Source organism: Arthrobacter sp. R3-55 (assembly GCF_054161505.1).
Window position 1 is genome coordinate 2,361,288 of sequence record NZ_CP096423.1, and the last position, 16,709, is coordinate 2,377,996.

Below are 16,709 nucleotides of genomic sequence, written 5' to 3' on the forward strand. Positions count from 1 at the left end.
TCCTATGTGGTGGAGGCCAATGTCCGGCAGGACATGAAGCAGGCGGTCAGAAGTTTCGGTCCACCCGGGAACGCCACAGCAGATAAACGAAGTACGGCGCGCCTACCAAAGCCGTCATGATGCCGGCCGGAATCTGTGCCGGCGCAATGACCGTGCGACCGATTACGTCCGCGAAAACCACGGTGCAGGCGCCGATGAGGGCGGCCACGGGAAGGACCCGGGAGTGCCTCGCCCCCACCAGGGTGCGGGCAGCGTGGGGTGCCACCAATCCCACGAACGCGATCACACCCACGGATGAAACAGCACCCGCGGTCAAGAGCACAGCAACCGAGAGCAGGAGCAGGCGGGATCCGGAGAGTCCGATGCCCAGCACGCGGGGAGAGTCGTCGTCCACGGCTATGAGGTCCAGATCCCGCCGCATTCCCGCCAGCACCGGCAAGGACACCAGCAAGGCAAGGAGTGGCGGCAGGACTGAGGCGAAGTTGCGGCCGTAGGTGGAGCCGGACAACCATGTCAGCGCCTTCGTCTGGTTGAACGGGTCCGTGCTCACCAGCAGGACGGTAATCATTGCCGCCAATGCCGCGGACACACCGATGCCGATTAATACGAGGCGGTTCTGTTGCAGTCCTCCGCGGAAGGCCAGACCAAAGACCAGCAGTGCGGACAACGCAGCGCCCCCTAGCGCGGAGCCGGTAATGACCCACGAACCCGCCGCCGGGACAGTGGTGATGACAATGATTGCGGCCAGGCCACCGCCGCCGGAGACGCCCAGGATACCGGGCTCGGCCAAGGAGTTCCGGGAAACCGCCTGAATCAGCGCACCGGCAAGGGCCAGGGCCGCTCCGGCAAGTACGGCAGCCAGGACCCGTGGCATGCGGGTGCCCAGCACGGCGCTGACACGGTTCCCGGACTGGCCCGTGAGCCAATTGACCAGATCACCGAGCAGGAGCTTCGCATCACCCAGCAACGCTCCGGCCACCAGCAAGCCAGTGAGGAGGACCAGAAGCCCGATCAGCACGGTAAGGAAGAACCGCCGTGAACGAAGCCTTGCCAGGGCATCACCGGCAACACTCAAGCCTGCGTCGGACATCTTCAGGGCCAAAATCACCAGGAAAACGGCACCGAAGACTGTAGTAACTGCCCCGGTGGGGACTTCCACGCCCGCCTGGGCACCGAAAAGACCACGAACCAGGACGTCGGCTCCGATGACCACCACGGCACCGGCCACACCGGAGATTGGCAGCAGCGCCCGGTGCCGTCCCAGTCCGCGGAAACGGGAAGCCAGGAGCCTCACGATCGCAGGAGCGCAGAGGCCCACGAAACCAATGGGTCCTGCGATGGTTACCGCTGCGGCGGACAGGACTACTGCGAGTACGACGGCGCCAACCCGGGCCAGGCGCGGATCCGCGCCTGCCAGCCTCGAAGCATCGTCGCCCAAGCCAAGCAGATCCATCCTCCGTGCCAGAAGGAAAAGGCCGGCGATGGCCAGGAGCACTATCGGCGTGAACTGGAACAGCTCATCGGTTCGTGACTGGGCCAGGCTGCCTTGGCCCCACGCGTAAAGACCTGTGGTCTCCTGGCTGAACAACAGCAACAGGGCGCTGGTGGCCGAATGCAGGCCGAGGGCCAGTGCTGTTCCGGCCAGCACCAACCTGATGGGACCGCCGTTGCCGTTGGCTCCCCCGCCGGACAACGCCAGCACCAGGAGCGCTGCAGCAAGTCCGCCCACAAAGGCAATGCCGCCGGACAGCAGCGCAGGCAGTGTCAACCCGAAAGCCGCTACTGCCACGATGGCAAAGTGGGCTCCGGCATTGACCGCCAAGGTGTCCGGGGAAGCAAGGACGTTGCGGGTGGCCGACTGCAGTGCTGCACCGGCCACCCCCAACGCGATGCCGACCAACAGGCCGGCGGAAAGCCGCGGTACCCGCGAAGCGACCAACACTGCGGTTTCCTGGTCTGTTCCGCCTCCGGTGAGCAGCCCCAACAGCTGGAAAGGGCCGACGTCGGCCGTTCCTTGCGTGAGGTGGATCATCGAAAACAGGGCCAGGATAACAATTCCGGCGCCGGCTGCCAGGACGGGGCCGGAGCGCCGGCGGACACCTTGCCCGGTTGGCGTGGCAGGTACGGGAGCACCCGCCACGACCGCGGGAACGGTCGTGACGGGCCTCTTCACGGTGTCGGTCATTCGGGTGGAATTACTTGGTGAGGGACGCGACGATGGCGTCGACGTACTGGGTCATGGAGGCAGGGCCGCCGAACATCCAGATGCCGTCGGTCAGGCGGTGCACCTTGCCGGCCGAGACGAACGGAAGCGACTTCCACACCGCGTTGTCAGCCAACTGCTCGGTGAAATCGCCATCGGCGTTGTTGGTGATGTAGACGAAGTGGTCGGCGTTGACGGCGGTCAGGCCTTCGACGTCGGTGGAGCCCAGCCCATAGGCCGGATCGCCTTCAACCGTCCAGGGGTTCACAAGGCCCAACTCAGTGTTGATGTCAGCCAGCAGTGAACCCTTGGTGAAGGGACGGATGGAGACCTTGCCGTCAGCAACCCAGCCGTCTGCGAACGCAACACGGGAACCGCCCAGGCCGGCCTTCTCGAGGTCAGCTTTGCCCTTGCTAACGGCGGCGTCGAACGCGGCGATGGCCTCGTCGGCTTTCTTCTCCGTGCCGGTTGCTTTGGCCACGAGCTTCAGGTTGTCCTCCGCCTGGGCGATCTGGCGGCTGCCATCGGCGGACTTCACCACCACCACGGGAGCGAGTTCTTCGAGCTGCTTGATCACGGGCTCGGCCAGATCCGTGGTCGCAACGATCAGGTCCGGATCGAGGGAGGCAATGGTATCGAAGCTGGGCTCGTTGCGGGTTCCAATGTCGGTGGGAGTACTGTCCAGTTTGCCTGCGGTGACCCAGGCGCTGTAGCCCTTCACGTCAGCCACGCCTACCGGCATGACACCGAGGGTGGTCAGGTTCTCCACGACGTTCCATTCGGTGCCGACCACGCGCTTGGCAGGGGCGTCGAGCTTAACTTCTGTTCCGCGGGCGTCGGTCACAGTGACCGGCCCTCCGGCGGCGGCACTGTTGGATGGCTGGCTGGCGGGCCCTTCAGTGGTTCCGCAGCCGGTGATCAGGACCGCCAATACGGCGGTGACGGCGAGGGCCTTATGGATCTTCATGGACACAGAGGTCCCTTTCGTGTTGGGGGAAGGACGTTCTTTGGCGGTGTTCAGCTGCCGCTGTGCCGGCCCACCGCGCGGGTGCGGAGCCTGCCGGTCAGCGGATCGGTGTGGGTGACAATGGGAATTGAGTAGACGTCACTGAGCAGTGCGGCATCGAGGGCTTGGTGCGCCGGTCCTGCAGCCGCTATGCGGCCCTCCGACAGCACCACTACGTGGTCGGCCAATGCTGCAGCCTCGTCGAGATCGTGCAGGACCACGCCAATGGCCACACCGTGGACCCGGGCGAGGTCGTACACCAGGTCAAAGATCTCCACCTTGTACCGGAGGTCCAGATGGTTGGTTGGTTCATCGAGCAGGAGTACCGAGGTGTCCTGTGCAAGGCAACTGGCCAGCCACACCCGCTGCAGTTGCCCGCCCGAGAGTTCCTGGACGCCACGACCGGCAAGTTCGGCGACACCTGTCAGTTCCATGGCGCGGTCAACGGCGGCAGGTCCCTCGGGATCGGCGGCACGCCACCGTCCCCGGTAGGGGTGGCGGCCGAACTCCACCACGTCACGAACACTCAGGCCGTGCGGCACGGGCCTGCTCTGCGACAACAACGTCACGTGACGGGCAAAGTCACTGCGCTTCATCATTAGCGCGTCCGACGCCTCGCCGCCGTCAGCCCGGACCATCACGGTTCCGGAGGAAGCCTCATGTAATCGGGCGAGTGCCCGGAGCAAAGTCGACTTACCGCTGCCGTTGGGTCCCACCAGCGCAACGATGCGTCCCGGTTCAAGGCGGAGGCCGGCACCATGCACCACGTCCTTGTCCCCATAGCGGAGAACAAGGTCTGTGGCCTCGAGACCGGTGAGTTCGCTCAGTTCAATCACAAAATGAAAGATTAGCTTAGGCTTACCTAATTTCTAAAAACGTGTCGGAGCATGTCCAGCCACGGCAGAGCACGATTGATTCACAGCGTGCAAGGCTTGACCCATGGACTTGGAAATCTCCCCCACCGTGACGGTTCCGGCATCGGAATTGTCGTGGCGGTTTTCGCGTTCTTCGGGACCCGGCGGCCAGCATGTCAACACCACGGACAGCCGTGCCGAGCTCCGGTGGAACGTCGCACAGACCGCCGCACTGACAGAAGGGCAGCGCGAGCTGCTGCTCAGGAGGCTGGAACGGAAACTCGTTGATGGAGTCATCACCGTCACCGCCTCCGAGGAACGGTCACAACTGCGCAACCGCGAGATCGCGCTGGTCAAACTCGCCGGGATCGTCAGGGCAGGTCTTGTTCCTCAATCCGTTCGCCGTGCCTCCAAACCCACCCGCGGCTCAGCCAGGAGGCACCGGGCAGCCAAGGAACTCAGGTCAGCCACCAAACAACAACGACGCCGACCACCGGCTGAGTAACAACGATTGCGGGCGGTCCTGAGCCTGACTAGGCCTTACTGACCTCAACCCACTGCGCGCGCCACTCGGGAGCTGGGAAGGCGTCGCTCCAGTAGGCGGTTTCCTTGGCGATCCGGCCGTCGCGGAATTCGAAGATGAAGACTGTCTCAAAGGTAGGTCCGCCATAGTCCAGCAGAGCCTCAGCAGTCACCAGGTTGCCGCCGCTTAGGAGGCGGCGGGGCGTAATGGTGGGTAGTTCCGGGAAGGCGCCATAGATGGCCCTGCGGTTCTCCGCCCCGCGAACCACTTCCCCGGATTGGGGCCAATGCATCACGGCGTCGTCATGGAACAGCTCATCCATGACCTCGATATGGCGATCGTTGATGCAGTCGATCAGCCGCTTGACCACATTTTCGTTGGTGCGCTGTTCATCCAGGATTTCGTCAGCCATGATCCGCATTCTCCTCCTGGGGATCCTGTTGCACTACCCTCAACCACCACAGCAAAGCAACACCTGCCGGTAGGCACGACTTCATCATTCCCGCCCTTAGCTGCGGAGCCGGCCCCGCGAAGCGCCCGGATGCTAACGCCGATAGAGTCATAGGAATGGACAGTAAACTGACAATTTCCCCACGGCGCGTTTTCGATGCGCCGGACGCGCCGTTTGCCGATCCCGGGGATGGCTTTGTTAAAGTCCGGGGGGCTCGGGAGAACAACCTTCGCTCCGTGGACGTGGATGTGCCCCGGGACGCAATCGTCGCATTCACCGGGGTCTCCGGCTCGGGAAAGTCATCCCTCGCCTTCGGTACCATTTATGCCGAGGCGCAGCGCCGCTACTTCGAGTCCGTGGCACCCTATGCACGCCGACTCATCCAACAGGGCCATAATCCCAAGGTGGAGACCATCACGGGGCTGCCACCCGCCGTCGCGCTTCAACAACGCCGCGGCACGGCCACTGCACGGTCCAGCGTAGGAACAGTCACTACCCTCTCCAACTCCCTTCGCATGCTGTTCTCCCGCGCTGGGCGCTATCCCGACGGCGCCGGCCAACTGGACTCTGATGCGTTCTCCCCCAATACCGCCGCCGGGGCCTGCCCGGAGTGCCACGGCCTGGGCGTAGCGCACACCGTCAGCGAAAAGACCCTGGTGCCCGATCCCTCGCTGAGCATCCGCGACGGTGCCATCGCAGCGTGGCCCGGCGCATGGCAAGGCAAGAACCTCCGGGACATCCTCACCCATCTGGGTTATGACGTGGATACGCCGTGGAAGAAGTTGGCCCGGAAGGACCGCGATTGGATCCTCTTCACCGAGGATCAGCCAGTGGTGGAAGTGACCCCGCAGCGTGACCGCGTCGCCAAGCCCTACAAGGGCCGTTTCTGGAGTGCCAGGAGCTACGTCCTCCACACCCTTGCGGACTCAAAGAGCACCACCATGCGTGACAGGGTGCTGCGCTTCATGGAAACGGGCCAGTGCCCCCGCTGCGAGGGAAGCGGCCTGCGGCCCGAAGCACTCGCCGTCACCTTCGCAGGGAAAACCATTGCTGAAATCAACGCCCTGCCAATGACCGACCTCGCCGAACTCATCAGGCCCACAGCCGGGCTCATTGGCGCCGGGACTGCTTCACGCACCCAGACCACGGGCGAAGGCAATGAAGTGGCAGTCGCCATCACCCGGGACCTGCTCGCCAGGGTGACCGTGCTCCTGGAGCTTGGCCTGGGCTACCTGGCGCTGGGGCGGGCAACACCCACTCTGTCCCCTGGTGAGATGCAGCGGCTCAGGATCGCCACGCAACTGCGCTCAGGCCTGTTCGGCGTCATCTACGTGTTGGATGAACCTTCCGCAGGGCTTCATCCAGCCGACGCAGAGCCCTTGCTTGAAGTACTGAACCAACTCAAGGCATCCGGAAATTCCGTGTTCGTCGTGGAGCACAATATGAAGCTCGTCCAAGCAGCCGATTGGTTGGTGGACGTGGGCCCGCACGCCGGCGAGGGCGGCGGAGAGATCCTCTACAGCGGGCCAGTAGCCGGGCTGGAACAGGTGAAGGATTCGGTGACCCGGCCTTTCCTTTTCTCCGACGGCAGCAATGCACCCAAGGGCGGTCCGCGTTCCTGGGATAAGTCGCTAACCCTTGGAGGGGTCAGCCGGCATAATCTGCGCGGCCTGGGTGTGGAATTTCCCCTGGGCGTGCTGACGGCAGTGACTGGCGTTTCAGGCTCCGGCAAATCCACCCTGGTAAGCCAGGTCCTAGCCGATATGGTCAAGGCCAAACTCCATCCGGATACGACGGAGGGCGACTCGCCCGGCGCTGTCCCGGGGAATGCGACTGTGTCAGGGCTGCACCGGATTGACCGGCTGGTGCAGGTTGACCAGAAACCGATTGGCCGCACTCCCCGGTCCAACCTGGCCACCTATACCGGCCTCTTCGATGGTGTCCGGAAGGAATTCGCTGCCACCGACGACGCCCGTGCCCGTGGTTTCGGTGCCGGGAGGTTCTCTTTCAACGTCGCTGGAGGACGCTGTGAAACATGCCAGGGCGAGGGGTTCGTGGCGGTGGAATTGCTGTTCCTGCCCGGGAGCTACGGCCCCTGTCCGGAGTGCGGAGGTTCGCGTTTCAACCCCGCCACCTTGGAAGTGACCTACCGTGGGCGGAACATTGCGGAGGTCCTGAACATGACTGTCAGCGCGGCGGCGGACTTCCTCTCCGATCTGCCGTCCGTCTCGCGAAGCCTCCAGACCCTGGCAGAGGTAGGTCTGGGTTACCTGAGGCTGGGACAGCCTGCCACGGAGCTTTCCGGCGGGGAAGCCCAACGCATCAAACTCGCCACCGAACTGCAGCGCATCCAGCGTGGCCACACCCTGTACCTGCTGGACGAACCAACCACCTGCTTGCACCCCGCCGATGTCCGGCTGCTGATGAAGCAGCTCCACAGGCTCGTCGACGCCGGCAACACGGTGATCGTGGTGGAACACGGGATGGACGTGGTGGCCGAAGCCGATTGGGTCATCGACCTGGGGCCCGGCGGTGGCGACGCCGGCGGCGAGGTGATCGCTACCGGCCCGCCCGCCGTCGTCGCGCGTTCCGCACACAGCCGGACCGCCCCGTACCTCGCCGCCGCGCTCCGGCAGTGAGTCAGCGCCGCGGGATGTTGCGCAGGTTGCTGCGCGCCATGCTGACGGCCTCACCGGCTCCCCGGTTCAGGACCACTTTGGACATGGCGGTAGCGAATCCGATGACCTGCGAACCGGAGATCTTCGGAGGAATGGACAGCGCGTTCGGGTCCGTGATGAGTTCCACCAGCGACGGCCCCGGATGCGCAAATGCCTCCCTGTACGCCCCCTCGATGTCCGCCGGATCCGTCACCCGCACTGCATGGAAGCCCAGCGCTTTGGCAACCTCGGCGTAGTTGGCATCCGGGACGTCCACACCAAAGTCCGGGAGGCCGTCCACCAGCATCTCCAGCTTGACCATGCCCAAGGTGGAATTGTTGAACACCACGACGTTCACAGGCAACTTGTGCGCGGCGACCGTGATGAGCTCGCCCAGCAGCATGGACAGGCCGCCATCACCGGAAACGGAAACCACCTGCCGGCCGGGATAGGCCACTTGAGCACCGATCGCGTGCGGAAGGGCGTTCGCCATGGAGCCGTGAAGGAACGAACCAATCAGGCGCCGCGTGCCCAACGGGTTGATATAGCGAGCGGTCCAGACGTTGCACATGCCGGTATCCGCGGTGAAGATGGCGTCCTCGGCTGCAACCTGGTCCAGCAAGGAGGCAGCATATTCGGGGTGGATCGGCTGCTTCTTCTCCACCTTGCGCGTGTAGGCGCCTACCGCCTTGTTCATGAGACGGTCGTGCTTCTTGAGCATCTGGTCCAGGAACCGGCGGTTCTTCTTCGGCTGCACCAAGGGCAGCAACGCTGTGAGCGTGGGCAGAACGTCGCCGTGGACTGCGATGTCGACGTCGGTCCGGCGGCCCAACCGCTGGGCGGCCCGGTCCACCTGGGCCGTCCGGGTATCGGGCAGGAATTGATCATAAGGAAAGTCGGTACCGAGCAGGATCAGGAGGTCTGCATCTTCTATGCCCTCGGCCGCTGCGCCGTAGCCCAGGAGCCCGGTCATCCCGATGTCGAACGGATTCCGGTACTGGACAAAGTCCTTGCCCCTGAGCGAGTGGCCAATCGGAGCATTGATGAGCTCGGCCAATGCCATGAGTTCGCTGTGGGCCCCCTCAACACCGGCGCCGGCGAAAATGGCCACCTTACCGGCGTCGTTGATAGCTTGGGCCAGGTCCTGGACGCTGGCCGGATGGGGCACCACAGTGGCCGGCCTGAACGTCGCAGGCGCTGGCGTGGGGGCCGTGGCCTCGAGGCCGGCTATGTCGCCCGGGAGGGTGACCACTGAGACTCCCCTGAGGGCAATGGCGTTTTGGATGGCGCTGTGCATGACCCTTGGCGCCTGCTCCGCGGTGCTGATCAATTCCGAATACACCGAGCATTCGGTGAATAACCGGTCAGGATGGGTTTCCTGGAAGAAACCACTTCCGATCTGCTTGCTGGGGATGTGCGAGGCGATGGCCAACACCGGCGCTCCAGTGCGGTTGGCGTCGTAGAGCCCGTTGATCAGGTGCAAGTTGCCTGGTCCGCAGGAACCTGCGCACACAGCAAGCCGTCCGGTCAGTTGCGCCTCCGCTGCGGCTGCGAAGGCGGCCGCCTCCTCGTGGCGGACGTGGATCCAGTCAATGCCTCCCTTCGCCGAACCTCCGGTTTGGCGTACGGCATCCACGATTGGATTGAGGCTGTCGCCGACGATTCCGTAGATCCGCTGCACCCCGGCAGCCTGTAGTTGTTCGATGAGCTGGGTGGCAAGTTCCTTGGCCATACTGTGCAGACTCCCTCAGTGTGTGGTGGTGGGCTGACATGGCCAAAAATAGTCGGCTTGGCTCAGTGGCCGCTGAATGGCAGCCATGGAGCCAAAAGGGTCCCGAAGGGGCGTTTATTGTTTCCACATTCCCCTGCTCCAGTGTCCGGCGTACTTGAAGATCCTGCCCAAGGTGCACCATGGGAATTGGCAATGAAATTCCGGCAGGCACAGCCAAAGCTGCAATTATTTTGTCTCATGAAGGCATTTATAAGTGTGAGAATAGTCCGCCGATTTTATTGTCGGCATCCCGAAGTTAAGGTTGGCGGCGGGCAGCAGGGTGACCGGCAACCCGCCTCCAACTTGGCGGGCCCGGAACTATCGCTGGCTCTTCCGTGGCTTGGTGAAAATGTTTTCGCTGCCGGCGGTCTTGGCCCGTTTTTCCGCCCGTTTCTCCAGGATGGTCTTTCCAGACTTTTTCGACTTTGCACTATCAGGGGATTTTCCGGACATTCCGATCACTCCATTCGTTGTTGCTTTATCATCACCATACCTACTTTTATTTTTAATGCCAGTTGTGAAATTATTGGCTTGTTGGCAAAACCCGCGGGGCACTTTTCCTCCGGGACCTCTGGCTGGGACGGCCGTTCGTTGCTAGCGTGACCGCATGAGCCCCTCCAAGACCCCGGCGGAGATTCTGGACATCGACGGTGCCGACGTTCGAGTCTCGAACCCGGACAAAGTGGTTTTCCCCGCAATCGGGTTGACCAAGCTCGATCTTGTCCAGTACTACCTTGCGGTGGCGGACGGCGCGCTGCGCGGAGCCGGCGGGCGGCCGATGGTCCTCAAACGCTTCCCCAAGGGCATTGATAATGAACCGTTCTTCCAGAAGCGCGTGCCGGAAAACCATCCCCCGTTCATTGACACGGCTACACTTCACTACTCCTCCGGCACCTCGGCTGAAGAGACCGTGATACGGGATGCCGCGGGGCTTGCCTGGGTGGTGAATCTCGGCTGCCTCGACCTCAACCCCCACCCGGTGCGCGCCGAGGACCTGGACCACCCTGATGAACTTCGCGTTGATCTCGACCCCATGCCCGGGGTGGATTGGTCACAGATAGTGGACGTCGCGTACGTCGCACAGGACGTTCTTGACGATGTCGGCTTGGTGGGGTGGCCGAAGACCAGCGGTTCGCGCGGGCTCCACATCCTGGTGCGCATCGCTCCACATTGGTCCTACCGGGATGTTCGGCTCGCCGCCGAAACCCTGGCCCGTGAAGTGGAAAACCGGGCCCCGGGGATGGCTACCGCCAGGTGGTGGAAGGAGGAACGCGGCGAAAGCGTGTTCGTGGACTTCAACCAAAACGCCAAGGACCGCACCGTTGCCTCTGCCTACTCTGTGCGTTCACTCCCCGATGCCCGCGTCTCGACACCTCTGACCTGGGCTGAAGTACGGTCAGCCAGGCCGGAGGATTTCACGGTCCTCACTGTGCCCCGGCGCTTTGCCGACGTGGGCGATCCCCATGCGGGCATAGACGACGCCGTGGGTTCACTTGATGCTCTGCTGGCCTTGGCTGCCGAACTGGGCCCCGCAGAGAAAGCTCCGCGGAGCGGGGACGGCTCCGGCCGCCGGATGTCCACCATGCCACTGGTGGAGGTGGCACGTACGAAAACAAAACCCGAGGCTCTCGCCTCACTGGAGGAATGGAAGGAACGGCACCCGGACCTTGTCCCCCACTTACACCCCGCGGATGTCCTTGTTGACGGGATGAGGGGATCAAGCTCGCTCTGGTACAGGGTTCGGGTCAACCTACAGCACGTTCCGGAGAGCGAACGCCCGCCGCAGGAGAAACTGCTTGCCGACTACGATCCGTGGGCAGGCAAGGAGTGGCCCGGACGGCCCGGAGCCTAAGATGCAGGGCCTGTCCGCGTCCTTGGTCCTGATCGCAGCGTTGGCAGTTGTTGCCCCTATAGCCGTCCGACTGCTTGATCGTGTGATCAAAGTGCCGATCGTGGTTTTTGAGATTGCCCTGGGGATGCTGCTTGGTCCGAGCCTGCTGGGGTGGATCGAATCCACAGCGTTCACAGACACCCTGGCAGATTTCGGCCTGGCCATGCTGTTCTTTGTTGCAGGAAACGAAATAGATTTCACGGCCATCAGGGGGCGTCCCATAAGACGCGCTTCGGCAGGTTGGGTCATCTCCCTGGCAGCAGGAATCGGCGCCGGCTTTGTCCTGGCTCCCGCACCGGAGGCCGCCGTCATCATCGGAGTGGCCCTGTGCTCCACAGCCTTGGGGACCCTGCTGCCCATCATCCGCGATGCCGGCGAATCCAAGTCACCCATTGGTACGGCCGTGGCCGCCCTGGGTGCCGTTGGGGAATTTGGACCACTGATTGCGATTTCGCTGTTCTTCAGCGGGAAGCACGTGGGAATGGCATCAGTGGTGTTGTTGGGGTTCGTGCTCCTGACTGGCGTGGCCATCTTCTTCGCTTCAAAGGCACGGCACACCCTCTTCCACGCACAGGTCACCCGGACCCTCCACACCAGCAGCCAGTTTGCCATGCGATCCATTATGTTGATCCTTAGCTCGCTGGTTGTCTTGAGCATGATCCTGGGACTGGACATGCTGCTGGGCGCTTTCGCTGCCGGCGTGCTCTGGCAGGTGACCATAGCGCGTGCTCCCGAGGCTGACCGAAAAGTCATTGAAACAAAAATCGACGCCATTGCCTTCGGATTCCTGGTGCCGGTCTTCTTCATCGATACCGGCATTGACTTTGACCTTGGCGCGCTGACTTCGAGTCCGGCGACCCTCGTCCTGGTGCCCTTGTTCCTGGTACTCCTGCTCATCATCCGCGGCATTCCGTCCTTGCTGGCGGCGCCCCGAGGCTCCACGCGGGCTGATAAACGAGCGCTCATGCTGTTAGGGGCAACAGGCCTGCCGATCATCGTGGCCGTGACCACCATCGGCAGGGAGCACGGTTTCATCACCAGCGGATTCGCCTCCGCGCTGGTGGGGGCCGGCATGCTCTCCGTCCTGCTGTTTCCGTTGTTGGCCCTGCGGCAACTCCACCACAAGGAGCCAATTGACCCGGCAGCGGCACTGCCAGCCAGTAGCAATCCAGAGCCGACGGAACAGATGCCCGACGGCGACCTCCCGCCGTCGGGCGCTAAAGGCAGCGGCGGCTGATAGCCGCCACCGGATCGGCAACGAACGAGATCCGGGCTTTGCAGACGGACACGGGCATGCTTAGGGTGGATTCATAAGCTTCCTTAGCTTTGTCGCGATGTACCCAAAGAAACGTTGCCCGTAGAGATCTGGAGGACCACCATGACTGATCAGTACACGTTCCGGAACCCCGTCACCGCCTACGAGCAGATTTCCCCGCCAAAACAGCACCAACCCGAACCCGGGCTGGATGCGGATTTGACACCCAAGGCGGACCTTGGCGAGGAAACCTACCGCGGAACCGGGAGGCTGGAGGGCCGCAAGGCAATCGTGACCGGAGCGGACTCCGGCATCGGAGCGGCGACAGCCATCGCCTTCGCCCGCGAGGGCGCAGACGTCGTACTTTCCTACTTGCCCGAAGAGGAAGAGGACGCAAACCGGATCGCGGGCATCATCGAAGCCGCGGGCCGTAAGGCCGTCAAAGTGCCCGGCGATCTCAAAGACTCCGCCACGTGCCAGGAAGTGGTGGATACCGCCGTCGCCGTCCTGGGCGGGGTAGACATCCTGGTCAATAACGCCGGCAAGCAAGTAGCGCAGGAAGACCTGGTGGACATCACCGACGAGCAGTTCGACCACACGCAGAAGACCAACGTGTACGCGATGTTCTGGCTGACCAAGGCCGCCCTTCCCCACCTGCCGGCCGGTTCCACCATTATCAACACCACATCGATCCAGGCCTACAATCCTTCGCCCACCTTGCTTGACTACGCCACCACCAAGGCCAGCATCAACAACTTCACCAAGGGACTGGCCCAGCAGCTCGCCCCCAAGGGCATCAGGGTCAACGCCGTGGCACCGGGTCCCATCTGGACGCCACTCCAGGTCAGCAGCGGCCAGCCTAAGGAGGCCTTGCCCGAATTTGGACACTCCACTCCCCTGGGCCGCGCCGGGCAGCCTGCAGAGCTCGCCCCGGCATACGTATTCCTTGCCTCGCCGGAATCCAGTTACGTGGTAGGAGAAACGCTGAACGTCAACGGAGGCAACCCCACGCCCTAGCGGACGGCGGCAACGGCACCACGTGGGTGATGGACCCGCGTGGTGCCGGCGCAGCACTGGCCTGGGACGCTCGGCGGCACCGCCCTCTTCACGCCCGGCCCTTGAGGATCAAGTGCCAGTAGACCTGGGGGAACATGCTGCGGTCCACCCACCAGGAAAAGCGGCTTTCCTTCCATGTAGGAACCTTGGGGATGGTTGGCTTGGGCTCATAATTGTGGTCAAACTCGGCAAAAACCACCGTGTGCCGGGAAACAGTGAACGGGCACACCGAGTATCCGTTGTATTTCATGGTTGGCGCCAGGCCTTTGCGGGCCGCCACGAGGTTCTTCGCCAACACCTTGGTCTGTTTTCGCAGGGCCCCGCCGGATTTGGAGTTGGTGGTGGCAGCAGCGTCGCCCAGAGACCACACATTGGGATAGCGCTTGTGACGCAGCGTTTCAGTGTCTACATCAACAAATCCGTCCCCCTGCCCTGGGGCCGGGAGGTCCGTGGCTTTGAGCCAGTCAGGCGCCGATTGTGGCGGGACGGCGTTCAGGACGTCGTACCCCAGCTCTTCGGTAGTGTTGGTGACGTTGTTGCGGATGCTCGCCATCCTGCCGGCCGCATCCACAGCCACCAGTTCACTGTTGGTACGGAGTTCAATTCTATATTCGGCGATTTTCCGCTCGAGCTCCCTGTCCACGTCCGGAATGCCGAACACGGTGGGGTAAGGCTGCACCATCACCACCCGGATCTTGTCCAAAACGCCCTGTTCACGCCAGTAGTCACAGGCCAGGTACATCGGCTTCTGGCTGGCACCCGCGCATTTGATGGGCCCTGATGGCATGGTGAAGACCACAGTTCCGGACCGGACACTGCTCAGAAGCGACCAGGATTTTGAGGCAAGCTCGAATTCGTAGTGCGATGCGGCATACGGTGAATGGACAGCCTCAGCCAAGCCCGGCACGTCATCCCACCGATATTGCAGCCCGGGGCAGAGAACCAGGTGCTCGTAACCCACAGCGGCGCCCGACTCCAGCAGAACAGTGTTTGCCTTGGTATCTACACCCACTGCCCTGTCTTTAATCCAGTCAACCCCCTTGGGCGTCACTGACGACTGGCTGCGGACGGCCTCCTTTACCTGGGCCCGGCCGCCGGCAATATGGGAGAACAGCGGCTGATACAGGTGATGGTCCTTGGGCTCAATGAGGCCAATATTCTTCACCCCGTAACGCCCCAGTCGGGCCGCGAGCGAAACCCCGGCATTGCCCCCGCCGATGATGACTACATCGTGGTGGTGGGACATTGCGCTACTTCTTTTCCGTCAGCGCGGTGCCCTTGTGCGCCGCTCGTGCGCCGGTTTTGTCCGATTCCACCACATACTGCGGCTCGTCGTCAGTGGCCCGATGGGTGTTGCCGTCCAGCACGAAATCGCTGGTCTTCTTCTCCACGATTTTTCCGTGCGTCTTGCCTTGGGAGGTGTTCCACTCCACGTGGGTTCCCTTGCTCAGTGCCATGTCCGCTCCAATGTGTGGTTTCAAGCTCTGACGCCAAGCGCCGCTCCACAATAGTAAGCATGATGATCTTTTGGGCGTAACCCTTCCCTGTCATTCCCGGACGTGGTCCTTTGGCCCTGCTGTGGTGTCAGGGTTTTTGGTGTTGGCCTTTCTGGTGATGAGCCAGGTGATGAACCACAGCAGAACTCCAATGGCCATCAGCCCACCGGCCACCTGGTACTGGACGGGGTTCCTGCCCACCCACGGACCAGCGAGGAACGCACAGAGGACTGCGGCCACCAACGGCAACTGCCCGGGCGAGGTGAAGAACACTTTGCGGTTCGGGTCCCTCTTGCGACGAAGCACCATACATGCCACGTTGACGACCGTAAAGACGCACAACAGCAGAAATGCGGTGGTCCCTGAAAGGTTGGCCACAATATTGCTGTCCGGATCAATACTGACGTACCAGATCAGTCCCAAGGCCAGAACGGTGGAAAAAGTGATGCCGGCCCACGGTGAACGGCGTCCGGGCAACACCTTGCCCAGACCGCGGGGCAGGACATGCTGGCGGGCCATCCCATAAATCAGCCGGCTCGCCATCAGCATGTTGATCAAGGCCGTGTTGGCCACCGCAAACACCGCCAGGAACGGGAAGATCTTATCGATGGGGAAATCCGGGGAGCCTTTATGGACCACTTCGAGCAGCGCCGCCCCCTCGGATTCCCTGATCTCACCCAATTCTGCAGGAGACAACACACTCACTACGGACACCGCCACCAGCATGTAGAGCAGCACTGCGATGCCGAGGCCCGTAAGCATGGTGCGGGGAAAGATCCGCTCCGGGTTCTTGGTCTCCTCCACCATGTTCACCGAGTCCTCAAAGCCCACCATAGCAAAAAAGGCTATGGACGTGGCAGCAGTAACGGCCAGGAACAACCCCTTGTCCTGGTAATCGGTAAAGACGGTGATTTCCTGAATGTTGCCGGTTCCCTGCGCCATGACGAAGAAACCGACGCCGATCACGATGCAGAGGGCCAGCACCTCTACAGAAGTCAGCACAACGTTGAACTTCACGCTTTCGCCCACTCCACGGAGGTTGATCACTGCCAGCAACACCATGAAAGCCATGGCCACCAGCGTGATCATGCCTTGGTCCGGTGCTCCCATCCACCCATTGACCTCCAAGCCTCCGAACAGGTTCTGGGCGAGGACGTTGGCCGATGTTGACGCGCTGGTAATGCCTGAACAGACAACGGCGAACGCCACAAGGAATGTGACAAAGTGGATCCCGAATGCTTTATGCGTATAGAGGGCCGCGCCTGCCGCCTGGGGGTACTGCGTCACCAGCTCCAAGTAGGAAAACGCCGTCAGCGTCGCGACGATGAACGCCAGGAGGAACGGCAGCCAGACGATGCCGCCAACTGTTCCGGCCATCGTTCCGGTGACCGCGTACACACCTGCCCCAAGTATGTCTCCCACAATGAACAGGAGCAGGAGCTTGGGTCCAAGAACGCGCTTGAGCTGCGGTTCTCCATCTGAAGGTGGTGCCTGGTAGACATCGTCGGATGTGGTGCTCATAGGGTGACCTCCACGGCGCATACAC

At 62.5% G+C, this 16,709-nt stretch carries 14 protein-coding genes; 6 read left to right on the forward strand and 8 right to left on the reverse strand.

The window, feature by feature from the left end; translation table 11 throughout:
- Positions 1 to 46: 46 nt before the first annotated feature.
- The 3 genes from M1D51_RS11020 to M1D51_RS11030 are packed head-to-tail and all read right to left on the reverse strand — an operon-like array spanning position 47 to position 4,045.
- On the reverse strand, positions 47 to 2,185 hold the full coding sequence (locus M1D51_RS11020; RefSeq protein WP_458109498.1) for an iron ABC transporter permease: 2,139 nt from the start codon (positions 2,183 to 2,185) through the stop codon (positions 47 to 49).
- A 10-nt stretch (positions 2,186 to 2,195) separates the two neighbouring features.
- On the reverse strand, positions 2,196 to 3,176 hold the full coding sequence (locus M1D51_RS11025) for an ABC transporter substrate-binding protein (protein ID WP_458109499.1): 981 nt from the start codon (positions 3,174 to 3,176) through the stop codon (positions 2,196 to 2,198).
- A 44-nt stretch (positions 3,177 to 3,220) separates the two neighbouring features.
- Entirely contained in the window at positions 3,221 to 4,045 is an 825-nt protein-coding gene (locus tag M1D51_RS11030; RefSeq protein ID WP_458109500.1) for an ABC transporter ATP-binding protein, read from the reverse strand.
- A 103-nt stretch (positions 4,046 to 4,148) separates the two neighbouring features.
- Here M1D51_RS11030 and arfB point away from each other — a divergent pair, with 103 nt between their 5' ends.
- Positions 4,149 to 4,568, forward strand: a complete 420-nt coding sequence (gene arfB, locus M1D51_RS11035) for an alternative ribosome rescue aminoacyl-tRNA hydrolase ArfB (protein WP_458109501.1) — start codon at positions 4,149 to 4,151, stop codon at positions 4,566 to 4,568.
- Between the two features lie 28 nt (positions 4,569 to 4,596).
- Here the strand turns inward: arfB and M1D51_RS11040 are convergent, their stop codons facing one another.
- Positions 4,597 to 4,998, reverse strand: a complete 402-nt coding sequence (locus M1D51_RS11040; protein ID WP_458109502.1) for a nuclear transport factor 2 family protein — start codon at positions 4,996 to 4,998, stop codon at positions 4,597 to 4,599.
- A gap of 155 nt (positions 4,999 to 5,153) precedes the next feature.
- Here M1D51_RS11040 and uvrA point away from each other — a divergent pair, with 155 nt between their 5' ends.
- The gene (gene uvrA / locus M1D51_RS11045; protein WP_458109503.1) at positions 5,154 to 7,676 is read left to right on the forward strand and encodes an excinuclease ABC subunit UvrA; all 2,523 of its coding nucleotides are present in this window, start codon (positions 5,154 to 5,156) and stop codon (positions 7,674 to 7,676) included.
- Between the two features lies 1 nt (position 7,677).
- On the opposite strand, the gene M1D51_RS11050 is transcribed toward uvrA, so the two are convergent.
- Positions 7,678 to 9,426: a pyruvate dehydrogenase gene (locus M1D51_RS11050; RefSeq protein ID WP_458109504.1), complete on the reverse strand. Its 1,749-nt coding sequence runs from the start codon at positions 9,424 to 9,426 to the stop codon at positions 7,678 to 7,680.
- Positions 9,427 to 9,567: 141 nt separating this feature from the next.
- Here M1D51_RS11050 and M1D51_RS11055 point away from each other — a divergent pair, with 141 nt between their 5' ends.
- From M1D51_RS11055 to M1D51_RS11070, 4 genes are all read left to right on the forward strand, one after another.
- The gene (locus tag M1D51_RS11055) at positions 9,568 to 10,068 is read left to right on the forward strand and encodes a hypothetical protein (RefSeq protein ID WP_458109505.1); all 501 of its coding nucleotides are present in this window, start codon (positions 9,568 to 9,570) and stop codon (positions 10,066 to 10,068) included.
- A 4-nt stretch (positions 10,069 to 10,072) separates the two neighbouring features.
- Positions 10,073 to 11,317: a non-homologous end-joining DNA ligase gene (gene ligD / locus M1D51_RS11060; protein WP_458109506.1), complete on the forward strand. Its 1,245-nt coding sequence runs from the start codon at positions 10,073 to 10,075 to the stop codon at positions 11,315 to 11,317.
- Between the two features lies 1 nt (position 11,318).
- A complete protein-coding gene (locus M1D51_RS11065) occupies positions 11,319 to 12,593 on the forward strand; it encodes a cation:proton antiporter (RefSeq protein ID WP_458109507.1) in 1,275 nt (424 codons plus the stop codon).
- Between the two features lie 141 nt (positions 12,594 to 12,734).
- On the forward strand, positions 12,735 to 13,628 hold the full coding sequence (locus M1D51_RS11070; RefSeq protein ID WP_458109508.1) for a glucose 1-dehydrogenase: 894 nt from the start codon (positions 12,735 to 12,737) through the stop codon (positions 13,626 to 13,628).
- Between the two features lie 88 nt (positions 13,629 to 13,716).
- Here M1D51_RS11070 and M1D51_RS11075 read toward each other — a convergent pair whose 3' ends face one another.
- From M1D51_RS11075 to M1D51_RS11085, 3 genes are all read right to left on the reverse strand, one after another.
- A complete protein-coding gene (locus M1D51_RS11075) occupies positions 13,717 to 14,913 on the reverse strand; it encodes an NAD(P)/FAD-dependent oxidoreductase (RefSeq protein ID WP_458109509.1) in 1,197 nt (398 codons plus the stop codon).
- 4 nt (positions 14,914 to 14,917) lie between these two features.
- On the reverse strand, positions 14,918 to 15,124 hold the full coding sequence (locus tag M1D51_RS11080) for a DUF2945 domain-containing protein (protein WP_458109510.1): 207 nt from the start codon (positions 15,122 to 15,124) through the stop codon (positions 14,918 to 14,920).
- A 90-nt stretch (positions 15,125 to 15,214) separates the two neighbouring features.
- Complete coding sequence (locus tag M1D51_RS11085; RefSeq protein ID WP_458109511.1) at positions 15,215 to 16,684, reverse strand: APC family permease; 1,470 nt, start codon at positions 16,682 to 16,684, stop codon at positions 15,215 to 15,217.
- Positions 16,685 to 16,709 lie beyond the last annotated feature (25 nt).